Origin of the sequence: Methylomonas sp. EFPC1 (genome assembly GCF_016925515.1) — a bacterium.
GTDB lineage: Bacteria > Pseudomonadota > Gammaproteobacteria > Methylococcales > Methylomonadaceae > Methylomonas > Methylomonas defluvii.
Map to the genome: position 1 here is coordinate 1,630,996 of NZ_CP070494.1, position 23,895 is coordinate 1,654,890.

Below are 23,895 nucleotides of genomic sequence, written 5' to 3' on the forward strand. Positions count from 1 at the left end.
AAAACTGAGGAAACCATGTCAAACGATACTTTACTGGTCAGGCACAACGCCACCGGAAAAGAAGTTGAATATCCGTTGTTGAAGGGGTCTTTGGGTGCAGATACTGTCGATATTCGCTCTTTAAACAAAGATCTTGGGTGTTTTACTTACGATCCGGGCTTTATTGCCACGGCTGCTTGCAAAAGCAAAATTACATACATTGATGGTGATAACGGGATTTTGTTGTATCGCGGTTATCCTATCGAACAATTAGCGGAAAACTGCGAATTTACTGAAGTTGCTTATTTGCTGATGAATGGCGAACTGCCCAATGCGGAGCAGTTGCGTGATTTTAATGAGGAAGTCAGCGATAGGGCCATTATCCACGAAGCTTTGCGCAAATTTTTTGATGGTTTCCATTACGATGCCCACCCTATGGCGATGTTGGTGGGGGTGGTGGGGTCCTTGTCGGCGTTTTATCACAGCGATTTGAACATTAAAGATCCTGCCAGCCGCATGATCTGTGCGACCCGGCTGATAGGCAAGATGCCCACCATTGCCGCAGCTTCATACCGGCATTCCATCGGTCGACCTTTTGTTTACCCCCGTATGGATCTGAGTTATTGCGAGAACTTCCTGAATATGATGTTCTCTCGTTCCTCGCAAAACTATATCGATCAGGAACATTACATCGATCCCAATCTGGTCCAAGCGCTGAATCTGTTGTTTATTCTGCATGCCGACCACGAGCAAAATGCCAGTACCTCGACGGTGCGCATGGCGGGCAGTACCGGCGCCAATCCTTATGCCTGCGTGGCAGCGGGCATAGCGGCGTTGTGGGGACCGGCTCACGGCGGCGCCAACGAAGCGGTTTTGAATATGTTGGCGCAAATCGGTAGCGTCGAAAACGTCCCCAAATATATCGCCAAAGCCAAGGATCACGACGACCCGTTCCGTTTAATGGGCTTTGGGCACCGGGTTTATAAAAACTTCGATCCGCGCGCTACCATCATCCGCAAAACCTGCTACGAGGTGTTGAGCAGAACCAACACCAACGATCCGCTGTTTGAACTGGCCTTGGCCTTGGAAGAATATGCGTTGAAAGACGAGTATTTCATCGAGAAAAAACTCTACCCCAATGTCGATTTCTATTCCGGCATTATCTATAAAGCCCTGCACATCCCCGTCGAAATGTTCACCGTGATGTTTGCGATAGCCCGCACTGCCGGCTGGATTTCACATTGGCTGGAGATGATGGAAGAGCCGGCGACGCCTATCAGCAGGCCGAGACAGTTATACGTCGGGCCGCCGCGCCGCGATTATACAGCTGTCAATAATCGCTAAATTATGCAGAAAATCGATATGAAGTCAGCACAAACCAATACGCAAGAACCGCCTGAGAACGCCAAGACAGAACCCGAGAAGACGCCGTCTGCGGAGCAAGATACCGCCATTCCGACAGAAATTAATGGCCCGAAAGGGCCGGAGCCTACTCGTTTTGGCGATTGGGAACGCAAAGGCCGTTGCGTCGATTTCTAACAAAAAATTATTTTTCAACTTTAAATACAGGGTAAATCATGTCAGCAAACAGACCACTTTCACCCCATCTGCAAGTTTATCGATTGCCCTTAACCGGCTTGGTGTCAATCACCCACCGCATGACCGGGGTGTTCCTTTCCATGGGCCTGGTGCTATTTGTCTATGTGCTGTTCGCCATTGCCGCTGGTGAAGGTGCGTATGGCGCCATGCAGGCCTTTATGTCCTACTGGTTGTTTAAACTGGTGTATTGGGGCTTTATTTATGCGTTATTTTTTCATTTGGTGCACGGTATTCGCCATCTGATTTGGGATTTTTGCAAAACCTTCGAACGCATGACATTGGACAAATATGCAGTTTACGAGCTGATTGCTTCGGCGTCGTTGACATTGATTACCTTTATGGTTTCTTAAAGGAGGGCTGGTTATGGATTACAAAGCAACATTGGAAAAAGCCGCTGATTTTTTCTCGGTACACAGCGGCTCGGGCCATTTCTGGTATCAGCGCGTCACGGCCGTGGCTTTGGTGCCCCTGTCGATCTGGCTGCTGGTGTTATTAAACAAAGCGTTGAACGCACCGTATGCGGATACCGTGGATTGGTTGTCTTCACCATTCAACACCCTGGCGATTATCGCCTGGACCGTGGCGGTGGTTTATCACGCCGCGTTGGGTGTGCAGGTGGTGATCGAAGATTATGTGTCGACTATTCCGGTAAGAAATTTGGCAATACGTGCCACCAATCTGATTTTTTTAGTTTTGGGTGTCGCGGCATTGCTCGCGATTATCATCATCTTTTTCGCAAGGTAACTCATGGCCTCAGCATATAACATCATCGAACACCAACATGACGTTGTGGTGGTTGGCGCCGGCGGGGCCGGTTTGCGGGCTACTTTTGGTATGGTGGAAAAAGGTCTGAAAACCGCCTGTATCAGTAAAGTGTTTCCTACCCGCAGTCACACCGTCGCAGCACAGGGTGGTATCAGCGCCGCGCTCGGCAATATGGGTGAGGATGACTGGCGTTTTCACATGTATGACACCGTAAAAGGTTCGGATTGGCTGGGCGATCAGGATGCGATCGAGTACATGTGCCGGGAAGCGATTCCTGCCATCATCGAGTTGGAACATTACGGCGTGCCGTTTTCCAGAACCGCAGAAGGTAAAATTTACCAGAGGGCTTTTGGTGGTATGTCTACGCATTACGGTAAAGGCCAAGCGCAAAGAACCTGCGCAGCAGCCGACGTAACCGGTCATGCCATTTTGCATACCCTTTACCAACAGGCTTTAAAACACAAAGCTGAATTCTTCGTCGAGTACATCGCGTTGGATTTGATCATGGAAGAGGGCGAGTGCCGTGGCGTCCTGGCCTGGTGCCTGGATGACGGTTCCCTTCACCTGTTTCGCGGCCATCAAACGGTAATGGCAACCGGTGGCTACGGTCGTACCTTTCTATCGTGCACATCGGCGCACACGGTTACCGGCGACGGCAATGGCATGATCTTGAGAGCGGGTTTGCCTTTACAAGATATGGAGTTTGTGCAATTCCATCCAACAGGTATCTACGGTTCCGGCTGTTTGATGACCGAAGGCGCGCGCGGCGAGGGGGGATATTTGACCAACTCCGAAGGCGAACACTTCATGGCTCGTTACGCGCCGCATGCCAAAGACTTGGCGTCTCGCGACGTAGTGAGTCGGGCAATTACGGTTGAGATTAACGAAGGACGCGGCATCGGTCCAAAGAAAGACCACGTACATTTGCATTTGGAGCATCTCGACCCGGCCATCATCCATGAGCGTTTGCCCGGCATCACCGAAACTGCCCGAATTTTTGCCGGTGTCGACGCGACGAAACAACCGATTCCGGTTTTACCGACCGTGCATTACAACATGGGCGGCATTCCCACCAACTACAAGGCCGAAGTGGTCACACTGAAAGACGGTAATCCTGATTATGTGGTTCCTGGCTTGATGGCGATTGGTGAAACCGCCTGTGTTTCGGTGCATGGCGCCAATCGTTTGGGTTCTAACTCTTTGTTGGATTTAGTGGTATTCGGTCGGGCGGCGGCGATTCGTTGCACAGAGCTGATCAAGCCGGGTATGCCGCATAAGCAGTTGGCAAAAGACGCAACGGATCAAGCATTATCGCGTTTCGATAAAATCCGCCATGCCAACGGTAGCCGTAAAACCGCGGAAATCCGCATGGATATGCAAACCACTATGCAGTCTAAGGCGGCGGTATTCAGAACTGAGGCCACGCTAAACGAAGGTATCAAGGCTATAGGTGAGATTGCTGCATCGTTTGATGATGTCAAAGTGGGTGATAAATCACTGATTTGGAATACCGATCTGGTGGAAACCCTGGAGTTGGATAATTTGCTCGGCCAGGCTCAGGTTACTATTACTGCCGCCGGTAATCGTCAAGAAAGTCGCGGTGGCCATGCGCGTGAGGATTTCCCGAAACGCGATGACAAGAATTGGATGAAGCACACTCTGACCTGGCGGGAAGGCAATAAAGTCAAAATCGACTACCGCCCCGTCCACCTGTATACGCTTACCGACGAAGTCGAAGTCGTTGCGCCTAAAGAGAGGGTTTACTAATGGTTGAATTTACACTACCCAAAAACTCGGTGATTAAAAAGGGTAAAACCTATAAAGCCGAGGGCGCTACCAACGTCCGCCATTTTGAAGTTTATCGCTGGGATCCGGATTCTGGGGAAAATCCGCGCATCGACACCTATGAGATCGATATGGACCAATGCGGGCCGATGGTGCTGGATGCGATTTTGAAAATAAAAAATGAAATCGACAGCAGTTTGACATTTCGCCGCTCATGCCGGGAAGGCGTCTGCGGCTCGTGCGCGATGAACATCAACGGTAAAAATACGCTGGCATGTACCAAAGCGATTAGCGACTACAAAGGTACCGTGAAAATATTCCCGTTGCCGCATATGTCCGTGGTCAAGGATTTGGTCGCGGATATGACGCATTTCTTCGAACAATATACGTCGATAAAACCCTGGTTAACCGCTGAATCAGAAGCGCCTGCCGAAACCGAACGCCTGCAAAGTAGGGAAGATCGTGCCAAACTCGACGGCCTCTACGAATGCGTACTCTGCGCATGTTGTTCAACCAGTTGCCCAAGTTATTGGTGGAATAGCGATAAATATCTCGGCCCGGCAATCCTGTTGCAAGCCTATCGTTGGTTAGCCGATAGCCGCGATGAAAACGATAAAGAACGTTTGGACGAACTCGATGAGTCGTTTAAATTGTATCGCTGCCACACCATTATGAATTGCACGGATACTTGTCCAAAAGGACTTAACCCCGCCAAGGCGATTGCGGAAATCAAGAAGCTCTTGGTGGAACGCGACCATCTGTGAGCGAAAACATCAATAAGCTGCGCTGGCGTTGCCGGCGCGGTACCCTTGAGCTGGATTTGATGCTTGTCAGGTACTTAGAACATCGTTACCTCTTCGCCGACACTACGGAACAGCAAACGTTTTTGCAAATGTTGGAACTTGAAGACACTGAACTGATGCGATACTTGATGGGTGAACAATTGCCGAGCGAAGATAATATGAAAAGCTTGGTCTTGGTAATCAGAACTTTGCCGGTTTAAGTTTTGCTAAAATCTGGCTGCATAAGCGATGCTCCTCACCATACAAAATGATCTAACGTATTAAAAAACTTCAAATAAACTCTCCTTTACGTATCTTGCGGCAGATAAAGTCCCAAGATTGTTCAAAAGTCATTTAAAACCTATTCGGAATGAAAAAGAGCGACTTCAATTATCAGTTGCCGGAGCAACTTATTGCCCAGTATCCGCTGCCGGAACGGAGCGCCAGTCGATTGTTGCGTCTGGATAGACAAAGTGCGGCAATTGCAGACTGTCAGTTTGCCGATTTTGTCGACATGATAAGCAGCAACGATTTATTGGTTTTTAACAATACCAAAGTCATGCCTGCTCGCTTGTTCGCGCATAAGTCAAGCGGCGGTAAAGTCGAAATGTTGATCGAGCGAATCGAGGATACTCACACAGCGCTTGCTCATGTTAAAGCAAGCAAGTCGCCAAAGACCGATGCCTTGTTGAGCTTGGAGAATGGCGCGGTATGCAGGGTTATGGGTAGACATAACGATTTATTCAGGCTGTGGTTTGAAGCGGAAGCCGGCTTGTTGGCGCTATTGGACGAAGTAGGGCATATTCCGCTGCCGCCCTACATTAGCCGTGTTGACGAAGCAAGTGATTTGGATCGTTACCAAACGGTATTTGCCGAGCAACTGGGCGCGGTGGCTGCACCTACAGCCGGGTTACATTTCGATCAGCCAACTATGGATCGCTTAGATCAAAAAGGCGTAGCGCGCAGTTTTGTAACTTTGCATGTCGGCAGCGGCACATTTCGTCCTGTGCGGGTCGAGGATCTATCCGAACACGTGATGCACAAGGAGTTTTATAGCATCTCGCAAGATTGTGTAGATGCAGTTAATCAGGCGAGGGCCAGGGGAGGCAGAGTTGTGGCTATAGGTACCACTGCGGTAAGAGCTTTGGAGTCAGCCTCACATAGTGGCGTATTGCAGGCTGGATGCGGCGATACTGACTTATTTATAACGCCGGGTTATTCGTTCAAATCTGTAGATGCGTTGCTAACCAACTTTCATTTGCCGGAGTCGACGTTGTTAATGTTGGTTTCGGCATTCGCGGGCTATGACGCAGTCATGAACGCTTATCGGCATGCTATTGAGCAACGCTATCGATTTTTCAGCTATGGCGATGCGATGCTGGTTGTTTAAGGATTTTCTGAGCGAAGATTCTATCTGCTCCAGCATGTTGAGGCATCTAATGTTGCGCTCGCTACGGTTTTGCTGCCTGTATTGTCTATTAATAAGGTACCGCATTTGTCACTGGCTTGGGCTCCGGTCGGAACCGCGCTCAAGGTATAGCTACTAGCACTGGCGCCACTGATAGTTACCGTGTAAAAGCCGGCGGTTTCTGTTGGGATCGTATAGATCGATGGTGTCCCGGTATCGCCGGTTGATGACCCACAACCGGTTACCGCAGTTCCTCCAGTAGCGGCGTCACAAAAGGTATTGGCTTCCGTAAAACGTCGCTCCATGGCATTGGTTAGTCCGAGCAATACGCCTTTGACATCCGCTCTTCGCGATTTGCGTACACTCTCTTGATAGCCAGGTATCGCGACGCCTGCAAGTATGCCGATGATCGCCACTGTAACCATTAACTCTATAAGAGTTACGCCTTGTTGTGTTTTGTTCATTTTAATTTTGACCGGTTTGGGTTTTATCGTTTATTGAAATATGTAAGCCTGTTATCGCATATCGGTTTAATTTAGTGAATACACGCAAGTTCACGGCTAAACCCAGATTCCCCAAAAGCCACAGGCATTAAATTCTTAGTATTAGACTAATTCCAAAATAAGTTCTCAACAACTGAGCTATTTATCTCAATTGGCGCCAAGAAGTTCTTTTGCCGCCACCACCTCCTCCGCCAGGGGTAGTTGGGGCATTTTTAAAAATCATTTTGTCCAGACCATCGCTACCGGATCCGATACCAATATTCTCAACAAGACTAAGATTTTTATGTATGCCAATGCCCATGTCAAAACCAGTAGCAGCAACTAATTTGCCATCAATTAGCATAAGATCGTTTATATCAGCTTTACTATCATTACCGAATAAATCGAAAGAGGCTGTAGCGGGGCGTTTACCTGTAATTGCCTCCACAGTCATGACGCGGCTCACACCGCCACCCGAGCAAGGATCAGCACTCGGAATCATTGTCGAGAAAATCACTAAATCTTGATACAGAACCGCTGGACTAACGACTCTTTCACCTTGAGCGATGTTCGTGGGCTTAAGGAGGTTCATAGCCCAGCCTTTTTTAAGATTGGCTGCACTGCAAGTGGCGGTGGGCGTATCGTCGTCCGTTGATGGAATGGTTGCCACCGAGTAACACACAGTATTTCTAGAGCTTACCCGTACCACGCCTGTTTCCTCTACGCCGGCAGAGTTTTTGGGGTTACCCTCATATGTGATAGTTTGCTCTTGTAGTTTCGCTCTGTCGGTGATTGCCCCAGAGTTGTCATCCCACAGGCCGTAAAAAGACTGAACCTGTGGACTCGTCGGTATGACGTTGTCAGTAGTCTCAAAATATTTGCCTGTACCAAAATACACCATAATGCCACCGGTTTGCTCTGAGCCAACTGCACCAACACTAGGTTTTCCGGTAATCGGTTGACGGTTTGCCGATGTGCATGACGTGCCTGTTGTGGTGCAGGCGACGAATAGTGGCGCGCCACTGTTAGCAATAGTCCAACTAGTTGCGGAGGTCGTGCCTACGTTGAATTTCCAAAGGTTTCCGTAGAGATCCCCGGCGTATACGGTGTCTACAATTGTGTCCCCGTCAGTATCAACCGCCTTTGGTGATGACAGACCATTTTTTTGTGCGGCGTCACCGACTCCGGTATCAAATTTTTTGATTAACGCGCCTGTCTTGGCATTCAATACAAACAACACTGCCTTACCCGCGTCGCTGTTATAGCCATTCGCAACGATAACTGCCCACGTGCCGTCTTTCATTCTAGCGATAGCGGGTTGACCTATTGTATAGCCTAGGTCATTGTCATCCGTGCTAGTGAACTCCCATAAAACGCTGCTGGCGCCAAACGTATCCGGATTAGTGACGTCGAGCGCGAATGCGGCTCTGCCTCCGGCTCCTGTGACACCTGCGAGAAGGGTATGCCAGCTCGAATCGTAATACACATCGCCAAAGCTTGACATGCCGTCAATAAAATACTGATGGGCATAAGTGAGCGATGTCAACTTGCTTAATTCCGGAAATAACGCATTCGGAACATAAGCAAAAATCTCCGTACCGCCAGTGGTGATCGAGCCGGAGTTCTTTTTAGCGTCGAACCCATGTAGCATGCCGTCATTGGCACCTACGTAAATCATGGGTCTGCGATTTTGGTAACTCGTACTGGCCCGAAATGAAGTGTAGTCGCTACCTTCTGCTCCGGGTAGTGAACTGTATCCGAAGTCATCGGTTCCAACATAGATGGGGTCGGAGTTTACGATGTCACCGAGCTTGTTGGTAGCAATTGTGGCATTCGCTAGATCCGTGTTGTTTTCTAGGAAAGTGCCGTCAAATTTCTTGATTCTGTTTCTAAAGTTTCCGGTACCCAAGCGCTGTTCGTTTGTGTTATCCCCGCGCAACCAATTGAGTCGTAACTCACCTTTGCCGTCAGCAGTACCCGATATTTGGTTTAAATAGTCCTGCTGCGAACTGCCTGTTGGCGCGGTGGTTAAGTTTGCCCATCGAAACTCTATACCCCGTGGAGCACTAGTTAACGTTGGGTTGAGCGTGTAAATTTTGCGGATACTTGGTGTCGGTAACTTTGTGGCAGCGTCCCAGTTGAGATTGTTTGTTTCCAATGCGCCAGTAGTGTCATTGACCGGGATTGCCAACAAATGTCCGCTCCAGTCTCTGGGATCGAATTTGGCTTGATAAACCAATGTCCCGGTATTTAATTTTGCGGTATTGGCGGCTACCGCAGAGGAAGAACTGACGTTGCTGAGTATTTTGGCGAAAGCTTTTCCCAATTGTTCGGAAAGTTTACCGGCATTGGTTACCAGAAAATAACCGTCAGGAGTACCATTTTTATCTTCGTCCCATTCATTTTGGTCAAGAATGTTGTCTTTGTTTTTGTCGTTTACGCCCCATTTTGCCGCGTACCAAAGCGGGTCATGTTTAATAAAGCTGGCTGAGGTGGTGGTGCCCACGTTAAATGTTCTGGATGCCGTGAGTGGTAAAGAGACGCCATCGGCCCAAGTACCACCAGGAAACTGACCTGGAGGTGTATCAAGAAAATAATCTTTATCATTTTCTCCGGCATCGGGTTTGTCACGTACTTCCAGGTAAACGCCGTCCTTGGTGGTACCGGAAATAACGTAACCCATGTGCTGGGTTATGCCGCCCGCGGCATAGGTTGAATTCAGATCGACCACTACTTGGTTTGATGTATTGACACTGAATGTGTATTCCACAATTGCGTCCATATCATGATCGGCGGCTTGCTCAACGTCCTCGTAATTTATGCGGAATTTTCCGTATGGGCGTCCTCCGTTAATCGCGGCATCTTTATTGCCTGGAGTAACACCCGAGACAGGTTCTACCGTGTTGACAATCTTTTCCACGTAAAAGTCTACGATCTGATTGGTGGGCTGAAAGCTGGTTGAGGACTGGGTGATGCTGGAGCCCGCTACGGATTTTGCGAAGGGTACCAAGGTTACTATCTTGCCGCTGACCGGTATTTCGATTCTGGGGAGCGGCGAAGCTAATGCCACTGCCAACGTATCAGTTTTCTGATCACCGGTAGCGGCGTTTAGGTCGGTTTGTCTGCCGTACAAAGCAATGCTACCGGCATAAAAGCCACCTAATTTGGTGGGTTCTTCCGGAGCGAGGCCACGGATATTTTTAAAGCTGTTTGCCGATTTTGCCGTGGGGGCACCGTCGCTGAGAATCCCCGATTGACCGATAAAAATATTGCTCGATTCGGATTCGTTACCCCAAATTGTATCGGCTAGAGTCGATACGTTCAGACCAGACAAATCACCTGAGAACGACGAGTCAAAATAGCTGCCGGGTAACTGATTGGTATCGTAGGATGCGTTTATATCGCTTATAACCAGTTGCATTGGTTTCGCACAGCTCAGATATTTACCACCTGTATTTGAATATGGATCAAGCCAAGTTGGCAAAGGCAATCCTAGTGTTGCATCAGGGGTATCTGTGGCTGTTATGGAGTAGGCTGAGGTGGGGGCTGCTTTACCAGCAAAATAGCGCAAACCCTCGTACATCATTTCTGCTATAGGGTTACCCCATTCGGCTGCTTCACCTTCCGTTATTGCGCGCGTGGTAATCCACCCAGAAGCGTAAGCGTGATCCGAGTAGTTGAAGGTGTTGATACGTAGGTTGTTGATTGTCTTGATGATACCGTTGGTTGTCGTAAATATGCCTGTAGTAGGGTCTACTTCGTTGGTGAAAGATTCTATGTTTTTCCTGAGTACGCCGCCTGAGATGTTCTTTTTATAAGAACCGGTCAGCAAGCCAAATGCCATCGAGTCATTTTCGCCATAGGTGTGTAGCAACCCTGTGGGTTTATAGGTTGTGGTTGATCCACTTTTGTAGGCTTTGCAGTTGGCTTCCAATTTGCCGGTTTCGCAGACGTTAACATTGACACTGTAGTCGGTGATGCTAGAGGCGGTATTCGAGGTGTCCCAGCGCAATACGAAGCTGTCGTCGCCGTAAGCCTCCTCGTGGTGGTATTCAATATCGTAAGCGACACCAGCGGTGAGATGAATAGTGCCATTATTAGTATTGCAATTGCAGACGCCATGGCCTCCGTAATATCCTGCCACTACCGTACCGTTAATCAATACTTCTACTGCATCGTCGCCATCTACCGAAAACTTGTAATTGAGACTGGCAGGAACAGTGATTTTTCCTTTTACAACGGTTAAATAACGTTCGGTACGTTCAGGATTACCATTGGCCTCCAGTCTAGTCATATTGTCAGTGCGGCGTAAGTTACCGGTGGTGCCGTAATTAGTAACAAATGTTGCATACTCCGCAGCGCTCGATGGATGGGCGGGAGCAGTATCTCCGGTTCTATAAGTTTTTCTCACCAAATTGCTGAAAACTATATCGGGAACTACCGACCAGTTAGAGCTACCCGTGGTTGCACAGGCTGTACGGCTGCCGTTATCGCAATCGCTACCGGCCACGGGCCGTTCGATGGAAAGCCATTCCCAAACGCGGTAGGAAGTATTATTTAAGACGCGCATCAAGGGTTGGCCGGTGTAACTTAAGGACACATTTGCAAATAGGTGGCTTTTCCCCGTAGCGGGCTCGGCCAACGGTGTGTAGTCTGAGATAAGGTATCCCGGGTTATTGCTAGGATTGTATTCCTTACCCCATGAATGGGCATCTTGAGGGATAAATGAGCGTTTGAGTACGGTCTTCGAGGTGGTGTCGTCGCCTCGGTAACCGCCATATAGTACCTTGCGGAGAGCGTCAATACGCGCGGTTGTAATGTAGTTAAGAAAATCACCGCTCCAGTCGCCGTCCACCGATGAACAGGTTTTATCAGTAGCTGATGGTGTTTTTGCTTTCGGTGTAAAGTATCCTCCGTCGCTGTCCACGTAATCGTAACAACGATGCGAGTCGAAATACCCAAAGTAGTCGATGCTTGGTTTATAGCCAACGTCAATTAATCCATCGCCGTTGAGGTCAGAGGCATCGTTATAAGCTTCGTAATAAAGCTTGTGGTCGCGGCCCATGGTCAGCATGACGATGGGCGGAACGCTGGAGGTTAGAAATAAAGGTTGTTGAGAAATACCTGCCGAAGCGTTGAAGCTTGCTAGCAATGTCTGAGACAGAATCAGCAAAAAAAAGGCTTTTACTTGGCGTTGCTTAGTTTTCATGATTTTGCCCTCTGCGTGTTTCTGTCTGAAATCAACATAGTCAGTACGACTCACTAAATTTGGTAAATAGACTGGAGCATGACGATAGTGTCCGCTGTGCCGCCGGTTGCTCTGGCGGTAATTCGATAGTTATGTTTTCCGGGACATGCTGCAGGTGCGGGCAAGCAGCCTAAGTCTTCGATTATGTAACGAGGATTAGCGCTGAGGTTTGACAAAACGCCCGTATAAAGCACCGAATCATTGTCGTCCCAACTTATGCTGTCCCAAACTTCCAACGTTTCCGCCGTTGCGCTATTGCAATCTTTATCGCGCGGTTTGAATCTGCCGGCAGCTTTACTGCAGGTGTAGGCATGGGTATTTAGCCAAGTTTCCCCCGCTTGCAAGGCGGACTCCGCCGCTTGAAAGGCAAGATTACGGTCACGCATATTGCCGGCCATTTTTTCTTCCAGGCTAGTGACATTGGTGCCGGTCACGCCAATGATCGTCAGAAGCATCAGCATGATTAAGGCGACGACTAGCACTGCGCCAGTTTGATTTATTTTCGACTTATTCATGGTGCCACCTATTGCAGCCGATTACGTACTGCAAGCGTCGCGTTGAACACGCGGCGAATTCGCCGGTCACCTGGGTTAATGCCAGTACTGCCGTTGTAATCGTAAGTGAGGGTTTGCGAGGCCAGATTCTCGCTGGTGCGCGCCAGGATTGAGATACGCACGCTGGCGACATGGGTGATATCGGTGACGTTAGCGGCGGTTTTATATTGGTTGGCGACCCCGTCGGCATCAGTATCTTCTCCGTAGAGAATTTGCAGGTTTTCGATGCCATCGAGTATTTCAACTGGATTGCTGCTGCTACTTGCAGCCTTGGTATTGTCGTATCGCCAAAGAGCCGGTTCTCCGCTTGCGCCTGGACGGATGAAATAGCTGTATGCGCGGTAAGCAAAGACTTCCGAGCTGGTTTTGTAGCACGGTGGGGAAGCACAAGTCGCGGGCAAAGAGACCGCATTGTGCTTAATCAGTGTCGAGGTAGTGCCTGTGGTGGCCCGGAAAAGGTCGGCGTTGCTACAGCTGGATATTAAAACCGGATCACCATCAACTATGCCGCAAGTATTGGCACTGGAAATTTGTATATCCGAGCTTGCGCTTGCCATATCTGCTGATAAATAACCGCCGCAACTTTCACCGAAAACTACTGTTATCACATCGGTGCCAGGGGTAATCGGCGTAGCTAAACCTGACAAGGCGCTTGGCAAGGCTGGGGACCAAGTGGTCGTTACCGGCGATGCCTCACTGCCGTTGTAGCCGACTATGATAGTGGCTGGTGTTGGCGACGATATAGCTGGCGCAACAACGGGCGAGGTAATTGCGGTTGTGGCAGTATTGGTGGGTGTTAAATCGGTTATGGATATACAGCCTTGAAAACCGCTTAAGCGTAAGTCTTTGCTGAGTATTTCCAACGCATAACGGCTGTTTTCTTGTAAACGGGATAAGCCTTCCTGCATCCCGTAAGTCTGCTTCGCGTTAACGAAAATCTTGATTACCCCACCTAATAGGAATGCGCCCAGAAGCAGCGCAATCATAATTTCTATGAGAGTCATGCCTGTTTGCAGGAAATAGGTCTGATTTTTTTTCATGGCTGGAAACTCATTACAAACCGTTGCGTCGCCGCCCCATCGTGGTCGTCATCCCACCAAATTTTTACCGCATACGCATCGCCGATCCCGTCGCAGTTGTGTGCGGATTTTGAATTTCCGTCCCCCGGGGTTTTGTCCTTACAAACAACACCTTCGCCGCTAGGTAATTGACTTCTTAGTTGGTCGTTCCATTGTTTTAAATCGTAACCAGCCATTTGTGCCGGTGTGCAAGTGTTTGCTAAGCAATCGTTATTCGTTTCTGCTTGGTTATCGTAGTTACCCACTGCGTTTGCTCGTACTCGGTCGGCTATATCGTAAGCAAGCAAAGTAGCCTGTGAGCGAAAATATGCACTTTGATTGTTCCGCAGGCTTGTGGATTGCAAGCCCGCCAAACCCAGCAAGCCCAGGGCAAGTATCACCACGGCGATCAAGACTTCTATTAATGTGAAACCGTTGGTTGTTTTCATGGGTGACTAAAATGGGGGTAAGCAGGAGGTGATATTCGAGGCGGTGCTTGCGACCGTGTCCTTGTTTGGTATGCCATCGTTGTTTGCATCGAGGCCCATGCGCAATCGACCGATAGGGCTAACGATTATCAGCCTAGAGGTGTTTGCTTCGGGGACGTTATTGCCGTCGCTGTTGTTGCAGATTACAAAGCTACCTCCACCATTACTTTGTCCAGAAGAACTAAAATTAATGAAGTCTGAAAAACTATTGCCTCGCAAGGTATAAGAGGCGCTTAGTGCTCCATAAGTTTTGAGAAGCACATCGTCGCCTGTGTCGAACTCGCCATTGTCATTTGCATCCGTGAAAACATCCCAGCCTTGCTCCCAATTCGCTGAAGCCCAGGCGGTCTTGTTCTTATTAGTCGATGATTTGTCGTCAACTTTGCGCACAGTCACCGATACGCCACGTTTTACCGCTTCGCTTCGCGCTAAATTCAATGCTGTGACTAATTCGTTGGCTGATGTGGTTAAGCGGTTGTTGCTGATAATCGAAGTGAAGCTTGGAATTGCAATACCCACCAGAACGCCTGCGATAGCGATGGTCACCATCAGCTCAACCAGCGTGAATCCTTTAGATGTTTCGGTGAATAATTTTTGCATGATTTATTGGATTGTGACTCAGGTAGTTGGGCGCAAATGAACTCGAACTCTGTTGCTGTTATTTGCCGCTCCGGCCTATGAAAAGTGCATTTCTACTCTGGGAATAGGGAAGCGTTGGCTCGTCAAAATCGAGTTTGAAGATAGCACAGGATTCAACAAAGTTATGCGAGTTAAACCACAATCGCAATGTGAGTGTTTACAGATTTTCGCCAAAATGGCGGTCCCTGCAACGAAGCGTCTTAGATTTTTAAAATGAGTGTTTTTCGGCAAGATCAGCTTTCTCTAACTACAATCTTAGCTGAGCTTAGCTACAATCTGAGCAATGTAAAATGCTAATCAGCTGAACTGGCAATCGCAGTTTGTGCTGATTTAACAGTTTTAAATTATGTTCGATAAATTTTGAGGAGAAAATTGTGGCAACAATTCTTGCTGTAGACGATTCCGCATCAATGAGGCAGATGGTGGCGTTTACCTTAAAAGGCGCTGGCTATAACGTGGTAGAAGCGGTTGATGGAGCGGATGCCTTGAATAAAGCGAAAGCGCAAGCTTTTGACTGCGTCGTTACCGATGTCAATATGCCAAACAAGGACGGAATTGAGTTGATTAGAGACTTACGCGCTTTACCAAACTACAAGTTTACGCCGATGTTGATGCTGACCACTGAAGCGGGAGCGGATAAAAAGCAGCAGGGCAAAGATGCCGGTGCAACGGGCTGGATAGTGAAGCCATTCAATCCCGACCAACTCTTGAAAACGATCAAAAAAGTGATGGGTTAAGCGTCCGCCTCTTCAGAGACATCAGCACCGGGTAATTCTATGTCAATCGATATGGCGCAATTTCATCAGGTTTTTTTCGAAGAGAGTTTCGAAGGACTTGACGCGATGGAATCGGGATTGCTCAACCTTGATTTGGGGGATGTTAACGTCGAAGACATCAACACCATTTTCCGCGCCGCGCATTCGATCAAAGGCGGTAGCGGAACTTTCGGTTTTACCGCGGTTTCCGACTTTACCCATGTCATGGAGACCTTGCTTGATGAAATGCGCGACGGCCGCAGAAAGATCACGCAACCGGCGGTTGATGTATTGTTGGGGTCAGTCGATTGTCTGAGAGATATGCTGCAATCGATACAAAACGGCAGTGAAGTGGATCAGTCTGATGTCGCTGGGCATAAATTAGCATTGGATAACGAGCTAAATAATACAGTGCCCAGTTCCCCTGCAGGGAGACACGCTCCGGACACATCGGCGTCAAAAAGTGCTGCGGATTTGCCGGCTGAAGAAGCTGAACAAATCGCCGGCTGGGTGATAGCCTTCAGCCCGCATTTACATTTGTTGAAGACCGGTAACGAACCGGTACGGATGTTCAGGGAGTTGGCAGCCCTGGGCCAATTGACGACAACCGTTGATTTACAAGGTGTACCCGATCTTGACGATTTGGATCCGGAAGAGTGTCATTTGTCCTGGAAATTGCGTGTTTCGGGCGATATTCCGGAGGCGGAAATTGACGAGATTTTCGATTGGGTCGAGGACGATTGCGATTTGGCTAAACAACCGATCTACAAAACGTCCACAGGTTCTGCGCAAGCCCAGGTCTCAGTAGACATCGCTATAACGCCCGTTACAAACAGCGTTCATAGAGACATCAGCCCTGAGTTTGCAAGTACCGGAGAATCTGAGTCGAATACGCTGGAGCGTAAAAACGGCAAAAAAGAGGAAGCAAAAGCCGCACCGAAAGGTTCAAGTTCCATTCGCGTGGATACCAGCAAAATCGATACCTTGATTAACATGGTAGGGGAGTTGGTCATTACGCAATCCATGCTCAGCTTATTAGGCGAACATTTCGAACTGAATAAACTTGATCAATTGAAAAACGGACTTTCTCAGCTAGAGCGGCATACCCGCGAACTGCAGGAAAGTGTGATGAACATTCGCATGCTGCCTATCAGTTTCGTGTTTAGCCGTTTCCCACGGCTGGCGCATGATATCAGCAGCAAACTAGGTAAAAAAATCGAACTTAAATTGGTGGGTGAACACACCGAAGTGGATAAGACAGTCGTCGAACTGCTCAGTGATCCCTTGGTTCACTTAGTCAGAAACAGCTTGGATCATGGCATTGAAATGCCCGATGTCAGGCTCGCGGCCGGCAAACCCGAGACGGGTACGGTTACCCTTGAAGCTTATCATCGCGGCGGGAACATCGTGATTGAAGTGACTGACGATGGTAAAGGCCTCGACAAAGATAAATTAAGGGCCAAAGCCATTGAAAAAGGTTTGATCGATCCCGATGCGATCTTAAGCGATAAGCAAACATACGAGCTGATTTTTATGCCGGGGTTTTCTACGGCCGAAAAGCTTACCGATATTTCCGGTCGCGGCGTGGGGATGGATGTGGTGCGACGTAATATCCAGGCTTTGGGCGGCAACATAGAAATCCTTTCCGAGTTAGGCAAAGGGTCCACCATTTCCATTCATCTCCCGCTGACTCTGGCTATCCTGGATGGTCAGTCGATTGCGGTTGGCGACGAAACCTACATATTACCCTTGGGTTCTATTATCGAGTCACTCCATGTCAAGGAAGACAGGCTCAATCGAGTAGCGGGCAAAGGCGAAACTTTCCTGTTACGCGGCCAATATCTGCCGATTATCAGAATGCATCAAATTTTTAACGTACCCACCGCGAAAACCACCAAGCTAACCGAAGGTTTAATTGTGGTTGTCGAAGGGCAAGGGTTGCGTTGCGGATTGTTCGTGGATGATCTGCTTGGCCAGCAGCAAGTGGTAATCAAGTCGCTCGAGGCGAATTATCGACGGATTGACGGGGTATCCGGCGCAACTATTCTGGGCGATGGTTCGGTGGCACTGATTCTTGATATCCCCGGTCTCGTGCGTTTAGCCAATCAATAAACCTAACCTAAAGCGTGTCATGTCGGAAATAATCGAACTCAGCAACACTGACCAGCAAGATGCAAAGCGCTTGGATACTAGTTTGCAGTTTTTAAGCTTTACCTTGGGCCAGGAAGAATATGGGGTAGATATTCTGCGAGTTCAGGAGATTCGCAGTTGGGAGCCGGTATCGCGAATTCCTAATGTGCCGGCTTATGAAAAAGGTGTGGTCAATCTGCGCGGTGCGATAGTGCCTATCATTGATTTACGCGAGCGATTTCAACTGGGACACAGTGATTATTCGCCTTTGACGGTCGTTGTGGTCTTGCAAGCACACATGGCCGATAAAACCAGGATCATCGGGGTCGTGGTGGATTCAGTTTCAGACGTTGTCGATGTCAATAAAAAAAGTATCCAAAGCGCGCCGAATTTTGGTGCAAAAGTCAGTACTGAATTTATCAATGGCCTGGTTTCAGTAAATGGCCGAATGGTGATGCTGTTGGATGTAGATAAATTATTAAAACTTGATGGCCTGGATGGTGAAGATGAAAGTTAAAAAAAGAGCTGTTTATGGCTGGGTTGTAATGGAGGATATGCAATGAAACTCAATCACCCTGTGACTGATCGCGAAGTCTTAATGAAGCCAGGCACCATTTTGGTCACGCGCACCAATTTAAAAGGCATTATTACCTATGCAAACGACGCTTTTATCGAAATTAGCGGCTTTAGCAAGGATGAACTTGTGGGGGCGAATCATAATATGGTTCGTCATCCTGACATGCCGCCGGCGGCATTTGAAGATTTATGGAATTGTTTGAAGGCTGGGCGCCCGTGGACCGCACCCGTCAAAAACAGGACCAAGACCGGAGATTACTATTGGGTGGAAGCAAACGTAACGCCGGTGTTCAAGAATGGCAAAGTGCAGGAATACCTGTCGGTTCGTTACGCGCCATCCCGGGAACAAATCCAACAAGCCGAATCTTTGTATGAAAAACTAAATGCCAATAAAGCCACAATACGGCCGACGGGGATTAATGCGCTCATCAAGAAATTACTGGAACTGGGCTTGTGGAAAAAAGTGGGGATTATCTACCTGATCTTTTTGTTGCCGACGATCAATTCCATTTACGATCACTATATCGAACAAAAATACCCGGAGATGTTCCTGTTTTTGGGCTTGGCCGGATTTGCCTCAATATTGGGATATTCGGTGATTCGCAGTGTTGTAAAGGCTCTAGAGAATTCGATACGTATTTCTTATCGGATGGCGGATGAGCAATTCCGGAATACTATAGATTTGGACCGTGGTGATGAGATCGGCGATTTCTATCGGGCCTTATACGGCATGCAAGTTAAATTGAATTCCGATTTGGCTTATTCCAAACAGGTAGCGTCGGAAGCGATGCGCATCAAACAGGCGCTCGACAATGTGCAGTCCTGTGTCATGGTGGCTAACAATGATTTAGACATCATCTACATGAACAAGACAGTAGCCGATATGTTCCAAAATGCGGAAGCGGACATTCGCAAGCAATTGCCTGACTTCAATGCCAGCAAACTCATGGGCGCCAACATCGATCAATTCCATAAAAAACCAGCTCACCAACGAGGCCTGTTGGCAAACCTATCCAGCACATTTAGTTCTGCGTTGGTGATTGGCGGCAGACACATGAATATCGTTGCCAACCCGGTTAAGAACGACGAAAACGAGCGTATCGGCATCGTGGTCGAGTGGTTGGATAGAACGCATGAAGTAAAAATCGAGCAGGAAATTGCCAGCATTGTGGAAGCTGTCAAAGTGGGTGAGTTGTCCAGCCGGATTGAGATGGCCGACAAACAAGGCTTTTTTGAAACGCTCAGCGAAGGCATCAACGAACTGACCGATGTGATCGAAAATGTCTTCCGAGATGTTGGCAGTACCATGCAAAGTATGGCTTCTGGAGATTTGACCAATCGAATCACCAGTGACTACCAAGGGGTTTATTTAAACTGCAAGAACGATATTAATACCACCATCGATAAACTGAACGAAATTTTCGGTCAGGTTAGCGAGTCCGCTCATTTTATTAACAACTCGTCCCAAGAAATTGCCAGCGGTAATAACAATCTATCGCAACGCGCCGAGCAACAGGCTGCGAATTTGCAGCAAACTGCCGCCAGCATGGAAGAGTTGACCAGTACTGTAAAAAATAACGCCGATAACGCTCAGCAAGCTAACGCAGTGGCCAATAACGCCAGAGAATTGGCTGAAAAAGGTGGGAATGTCGTCAAGGCGGCGGTTTCCGCCATGCAGGAAATCAACGAGAGCAGTAATAAAATCGCTGACATCATCAGCGTGATTGATGAAATTGCCTTCCAAACCAATTTGTTGGCTTTGAATGCCTCAGTGGAAGCAGCCAGAGCAGGCGAGCAAGGTAGAGGCTTTTCCGTTGTTGCCACAGAGGTGAGAAATCTGGCGCAACGCAGTGCCACGGCAGCCAGGGAGAGTAAAGAGCTGATTCAAACCAGTGTGCAAAAAGTCAGAGCAGGTACCGAGTTTGTGAACGAAACCGGTAAAGCGCTGAACGAAATTGTGGCAGGTGTGCAGAAGGTGGGGGATATCGTCGCCCAGATTGCCGATGCAAGTATTGAGCAGTCTGCGGGTATAGGGCAGGTGAATCAGGCTGTTGCGCAAATGGACGAAATCACCCAACAAAACGCGGCCTTAGCCGAAGAAGCATCTGCCGCCAGTGTTTCAATGAGCGACTTGTCGACGAATATGGTCGAGATGTTGGCGTTTTTCAAAACAGAAAAAAAATCCGGGCAGCAAAAAGTCGTTCATCAAGCCGATAGTGCCAGTGTTGTTCGTGCAGAGGCCAATAGAATGGCATCATCGCCAGCGGTTCGTCAGCCGAGTAGTTTTAAGCAAACCTCACAAGCCGACGACGAGTGGCAGGATTTTTAGCGGAGTTGCTTGATTGACCAAACCATTAGATAGGGAATAGCCGCCATGACAGCCGATTTAGAATCCAATCAGCACGTTGAGCAATTTCTGACTTTCGAGTTGGAAGGCGAGGCATATGGCATCGAAATTTTGAAAGTCCAAGAAATTAGAGGCTGGGAGCCCATTAGAAAAATTCCCAATACCCCTGATTTTGTAAAAGGTGCGTTAAATTTGCGCGGTTCCATAGTGCCGATTGTCGATCTGCGCGAACGTTTTCAGATGCAAAAAGTGGAATATACCCCGGTGACGGTCGTTATTGTGATGAGTGTCAATACTGCTTCCGGTACTTCGGTGATGGGCATCGTCGCTGATGCCGTATCCGACGTGTTGGATATTAAGCTGTCCGATATAAAAGAAGCGCCGAATTTGGGGTCGAAAATCAATACTCAATATATGCGCGGCATGTTCGTCGGCAAGAAAAATATGGTGATGTTATTGGATGTCGATAAGCTTTTAAATCCGGAAGAGTTTGTCGGTATTGCCGGGCTTGCTGCTATTGCCGAGGGTAAATGAGCGCGAGGATTGTAGTGGTCCTTAACCAGAAAGGCGGGGTAGGAAAAACCACCACTTCGGTCAATTTGACCCACGCTCTAGCTAAACTCGGTAAGAAAATTACAGTGATAGACTTTGATCCGCAGAGTCATTTGGCCGTTTCGCTAGGTTCCGTAGATACGCAAACAAGTGGGATTGATAAGGTTTTGTTGGAAGGGGCGAGTCTCGCGGAGCAATCAATTCCGGTTAGAAAGAATCTGAATTTGGTGGTTGCCGGTCCAAGATTGCAGGAAATTGAGCAATTGACGGATGGTGGAGCCAGACGTGGCGATCTGCTTCGCAGAGCTTTGCTTGACGGCAATCGCGATGAAGATTTTATCTTTATCGATTGTCCCCCTTCTTCCGGGGTATTGGTGGCCAATGCCTTGTTTGCCGCCGATGAAATATTGGTGCCGATGACCAGTGATTATTTGGCATTGCAAGGCTTGTCGCATTTGGTGGGAACCATCAGGAAATTTGAAAGTGCTTTGAAAAGGCCCTACAAATTTTCCCTGGTCATGTCCAGGTATATTCCGGCCAGACGCATGTCAAAGGAGGTATTGAGTGTCATACAAAAATACTTCCCTGGGCAAATTTTGGCGACCACCATTCGGGAAACGGCTTTACTCGCAGAGTGCCCTAGTTTTGGTAAAACCATTTTTGAATATCGCCCGGGCTGCCGTTCCGCACGAGATTTTATGGCACTTGCCGAAGACTTTTTAGAAGGGAGGATGATGTAATGGCGGAACAAAATGAAGATAGTTTGATCGGTTACGATCCTCTGGCCTGGATGCATCGATCAGATTTCAATCACGACTCACAAAAAGCCCAAGTTAGTGAAGCGGAAGCGGACAGTTCGACAGAACTTGCGAGCTCGACAGAAACAGGGTCAAACCTTGAGACAGACTTGGATCAAGTGCCGGCCGACGGCTCTGATCCATACGCCTCTCAAAGTGAGCGAGCGGTTTTGGTATTGGATCCGGTACTGAATATTCAAAATGTCGCGGCTCTCCACCAGCGCTTAACGCAGATGCTCAGCAATTTTGAGGCTATCGATATCGACGCTTCCGGCGTCACGATGATAGATACCGCAACTCTGCAACTGTTATTGATTTTAAAGCAGACTGCAATTGGCTTGCAGAAATCCGTTTCTATCGATTTTCCTTCCGATAAGTTTATTGAAGCCTCGGAGTTGTTGGGGATTGCCGAAATGTTGGAAGTTGATCAGGCTGCATCCGGCTTCTTTTGATGGGGTACTACCCGAATATACAAAATGAAAGAAAAAGCGCGCGAGTTTGAATATACCCAAGCAGATTTTGACGTTCTAAGGAAAATATCCAACCAATATTCCGGAATCTTGGTGCCGGACGATAAATTCGATATGTTTTATTCGAGGTTGTCGAAACGGGTCCGCATGCTGGGCTTCACCAGCTTCAAACAGTATTGTCACTATTTGAAAAACAACCCGGATACTGAGTTTACTGAATTTATTAATGCTGTCACCACTAACCTCACTTCTTTTTTTCGCGAAAATCACCACTTTGAATATTTAAGCAAGACGGTTGTACCGGGCTTGCTTAAAAAACATGCCGGGACTAAACAGATTAAAGTTTGGTCCGCAGGTTGCTCAACAGGTGAGGAGCCTTATTCTTTGGCGATGACCTTGAAGGAAAGCGTTCCGGCTGATTGGACTATCAATATTCTGGCTACCGATCTTGATACGAATGTTTTGGCCACCGCCGCAGCCGGTATTTACATGGCTGATCGCGTGACAGGAATAGCCGAGCCACGCCTTAAGCGCTGGTTTCAAAAAGGTGTGGGTGCACAAGCGAACAAGGTGCGCGTTAAGCCGGAATTGAAAGAATTGATAGAGTTTAAACAATTGAATTTGATGCAGGAGTGGCCCTTGAAAGGGTATTTTGATTTTATTTTTTGCCGAAATGTTTTGATCTATTTTGATCGGGAAACCAAGGCGATGTTAGCGAATCGTTACTGCGGTTTATTGGAAGAGGGTTCATATTTATTCATTGGACATTCAGAATCCTTGCATCAGCTCGATACCGGATTCAGTTTGATAGGTAACACCATCTACAGGAAGTCGATTAAGTGAGTCATGTGCGACATGTGGAAAGACCGCTTATCGCCGGCTTCGAAAACGTCAATCGATATTGGGATCAAGAAAATCAAATAGTGGCGGCAAAATTAATGCCCGGTGATTACTACGTCACCAAACAGGATGAAATGATTACGACTGTGCTGGGTTCTTGCGTGGCAGCCTGTATCAGGGATGTGGTGACCGGCGTGGGGGGTATGAATCATTTCATGTTGCCGGAGACCAGTAAAAGTCGCTTGAATGCCAGAGACGAAGCTGTCGTAGGCAATGCTTCTCGCTATGGCAATTACGCGATGGAACATTTGATCAACGCTATTTTGCAAAATGGCGGTAAGCGTAAAAACCTGGAAGTTAAGCTGTTCGGCGGCGGCAAAATCATTGCTACCCTGGGTGATGTGGGGGCCAGAAACATTCAATTCGTTTTGGACTATGTGGACACTGAAGCGTTGAATCTGGTTTCTCATGATTTGGGCGATATTTATCCGCGTAAGGTGAATTTCTTTCCGCATACCGGACGGGTCAGAATGAAAAAAATTAAAGATTTACACAACCAAACTATCTTCCTGCGCGAGAAGCAATATAGTTCCAGTATCAAGGACGCACCGGTTGAAGGTAGCGTAGAGCTATTTTAGGAA

At 48.1% G+C, this 23,895-nt stretch carries 23 protein-coding genes; 17 read left to right on the forward strand and 6 right to left on the reverse strand.

Annotation, left to right across the window (positions count from 1 at the left end; translation table 11 throughout):
• Window positions 1-15: 15 nt before the first annotated feature.
• From JWZ98_RS07720 to queA, 8 genes are all read left to right on the forward strand, one after another.
• Window positions 16-1,323 carry a citrate synthase gene (locus tag JWZ98_RS07720; protein WP_033157413.1) on the forward strand — a complete coding sequence of 436 codons (1,308 nt, stop codon included), beginning with the start codon at window positions 16-18 and terminating at the stop codon, window positions 1,321-1,323.
• Between the two features lie 3 nt (window positions 1,324-1,326).
• Entirely contained in the window at window positions 1,327-1,518 is a 192-nt protein-coding gene (locus JWZ98_RS07725) for a succinate dehydrogenase assembly factor 4 (protein ID WP_205453852.1), read from the forward strand.
• Window positions 1,519-1,556: 38 nt separating this feature from the next.
• Window positions 1,557-1,928 carry a succinate dehydrogenase, cytochrome b556 subunit gene (gene sdhC, locus JWZ98_RS07730; RefSeq protein WP_205453853.1) on the forward strand — a complete coding sequence of 124 codons (372 nt, stop codon included), beginning with the start codon at window positions 1,557-1,559 and terminating at the stop codon, window positions 1,926-1,928.
• Window positions 1,929-1,941: 13 nt separating this feature from the next.
• Window positions 1,942-2,322, forward strand: a complete 381-nt coding sequence (gene sdhD, locus JWZ98_RS07735) for a succinate dehydrogenase, hydrophobic membrane anchor protein (RefSeq protein ID WP_205453854.1) — start codon at window positions 1,942-1,944, stop codon at window positions 2,320-2,322.
• A 3-nt stretch (window positions 2,323-2,325) separates the two neighbouring features.
• Complete coding sequence (gene sdhA / locus JWZ98_RS07740) at window positions 2,326-4,110, forward strand: succinate dehydrogenase flavoprotein subunit (RefSeq protein WP_205453855.1); 1,785 nt, start codon at window positions 2,326-2,328, stop codon at window positions 4,108-4,110.
• On the forward strand, window positions 4,110-4,892 hold the full coding sequence (locus tag JWZ98_RS07745) for a succinate dehydrogenase iron-sulfur subunit (RefSeq protein WP_240348263.1): 783 nt from the start codon (window positions 4,110-4,112) through the stop codon (window positions 4,890-4,892). Before sdhA ends, JWZ98_RS07745 begins: the two co-directional genes overlap by 1 nt.
• Window positions 4,889-5,131, forward strand: coding sequence for a succinate dehydrogenase assembly factor 2 (locus tag JWZ98_RS07750; protein WP_033157419.1), 243 nt, complete (start codon window positions 4,889-4,891; stop codon window positions 5,129-5,131). Before JWZ98_RS07745 ends, JWZ98_RS07750 begins: the two co-directional genes overlap by 4 nt.
• A gap of 149 nt (window positions 5,132-5,280) precedes the next feature.
• On the forward strand, window positions 5,281-6,300 hold the full coding sequence (queA, locus tag JWZ98_RS07755; protein WP_205453856.1) for a tRNA preQ1(34) S-adenosylmethionine ribosyltransferase-isomerase QueA: 1,020 nt from the start codon (window positions 5,281-5,283) through the stop codon (window positions 6,298-6,300).
• Window positions 6,301-6,320: 20 nt separating this feature from the next.
• On the opposite strand, the gene JWZ98_RS07760 is transcribed toward queA, so the two are convergent.
• The 6 genes from JWZ98_RS07760 to JWZ98_RS07785 all read right to left on the reverse strand — a co-directional run bounded on the left by JWZ98_RS07760 (window position 6,321) and on the right by JWZ98_RS07785 (window position 14,748).
• A complete protein-coding gene (locus JWZ98_RS07760; protein WP_205453857.1) occupies window positions 6,321-6,782 on the reverse strand; it encodes a type IV pilin protein in 462 nt (153 codons plus the stop codon).
• Between the two features lie 181 nt (window positions 6,783-6,963).
• The gene (locus JWZ98_RS07765) at window positions 6,964-12,009 is read right to left on the reverse strand and encodes a PilC/PilY family type IV pilus protein (protein ID WP_205453858.1); all 5,046 of its coding nucleotides are present in this window, start codon (window positions 12,007-12,009) and stop codon (window positions 6,964-6,966) included.
• 53 nt (window positions 12,010-12,062) lie between these two features.
• Window positions 12,063-12,563 (reverse strand): PilX N-terminal domain-containing pilus assembly protein, encoded by a 501-nt coding sequence (locus JWZ98_RS07770; protein ID WP_205453859.1) that lies wholly within the window; start codon window positions 12,561-12,563, stop codon window positions 12,063-12,065.
• 8 nt (window positions 12,564-12,571) lie between these two features.
• Entirely contained in the window at window positions 12,572-13,642 is a 1,071-nt protein-coding gene (locus JWZ98_RS07775) for a PilW family protein (protein WP_205453860.1), read from the reverse strand.
• On the reverse strand, window positions 13,639-14,109 hold the full coding sequence (gene pilV / locus JWZ98_RS07780) for a type IV pilus modification protein PilV (protein WP_101051604.1): 471 nt from the start codon (window positions 14,107-14,109) through the stop codon (window positions 13,639-13,641). Before pilV ends, JWZ98_RS07775 begins: the two co-directional genes overlap by 4 nt.
• Before the next feature lie 6 nt (window positions 14,110-14,115).
• Window positions 14,116-14,748 carry a GspH/FimT family pseudopilin gene (locus JWZ98_RS07785; protein WP_171694761.1) on the reverse strand — a complete coding sequence of 211 codons (633 nt, stop codon included), beginning with the start codon at window positions 14,746-14,748 and terminating at the stop codon, window positions 14,116-14,118.
• Between the two features lie 410 nt (window positions 14,749-15,158).
• Here JWZ98_RS07785 and JWZ98_RS07790 point away from each other — a divergent pair, with 410 nt between their 5' ends.
• From JWZ98_RS07790 to cheD, 9 genes are read left to right on the forward strand one after another with little or no spacing between them, the layout of a single operon-like run.
• Window positions 15,159-15,524, forward strand: a complete 366-nt coding sequence (locus tag JWZ98_RS07790; protein ID WP_201799043.1) for a response regulator — start codon at window positions 15,159-15,161, stop codon at window positions 15,522-15,524.
• 39 nt (window positions 15,525-15,563) lie between these two features.
• Window positions 15,564-17,654: a chemotaxis protein CheA gene (locus JWZ98_RS07795; protein WP_205453861.1), complete on the forward strand. Its 2,091-nt coding sequence runs from the start codon at window positions 15,564-15,566 to the stop codon at window positions 17,652-17,654.
• 19 nt (window positions 17,655-17,673) lie between these two features.
• A complete protein-coding gene (locus JWZ98_RS07800; protein WP_051670100.1) occupies window positions 17,674-18,189 on the forward strand; it encodes a chemotaxis protein CheW in 516 nt (171 codons plus the stop codon).
• Between the two features lie 42 nt (window positions 18,190-18,231).
• On the forward strand, window positions 18,232-20,577 hold the full coding sequence (locus JWZ98_RS07805) for a methyl-accepting chemotaxis protein (protein ID WP_033157427.1): 2,346 nt from the start codon (window positions 18,232-18,234) through the stop codon (window positions 20,575-20,577).
• 45 nt (window positions 20,578-20,622) lie between these two features.
• Complete coding sequence (locus JWZ98_RS07810; RefSeq protein ID WP_033157428.1) at window positions 20,623-21,129, forward strand: chemotaxis protein CheW; 507 nt, start codon at window positions 20,623-20,625, stop codon at window positions 21,127-21,129.
• 14 nt (window positions 21,130-21,143) lie between these two features.
• Window positions 21,144-21,887 (forward strand): ParA family protein, encoded by a 744-nt coding sequence (locus JWZ98_RS07815; protein WP_240348265.1) that lies wholly within the window; start codon window positions 21,144-21,146, stop codon window positions 21,885-21,887.
• Window positions 21,887-22,396, forward strand: a complete 510-nt coding sequence (locus JWZ98_RS07820; protein ID WP_171694764.1) for an STAS domain-containing protein — start codon at window positions 21,887-21,889, stop codon at window positions 22,394-22,396. Before JWZ98_RS07815 ends, JWZ98_RS07820 begins: the two co-directional genes overlap by 1 nt.
• 24 nt (window positions 22,397-22,420) lie before the next feature.
• The gene (locus JWZ98_RS07825; protein WP_205453863.1) at window positions 22,421-23,257 is read left to right on the forward strand and encodes a protein-glutamate O-methyltransferase; all 837 of its coding nucleotides are present in this window, start codon (window positions 22,421-22,423) and stop codon (window positions 23,255-23,257) included.
• Window positions 23,254-23,892 (forward strand): chemoreceptor glutamine deamidase CheD, encoded by a 639-nt coding sequence (cheD, locus tag JWZ98_RS07830; protein ID WP_205453864.1) that lies wholly within the window; start codon window positions 23,254-23,256, stop codon window positions 23,890-23,892. The genes JWZ98_RS07825 and cheD overlap by 4 nt, the downstream gene beginning before the upstream one ends.
• Window positions 23,893-23,895: the final 3 nt, after the last annotated feature.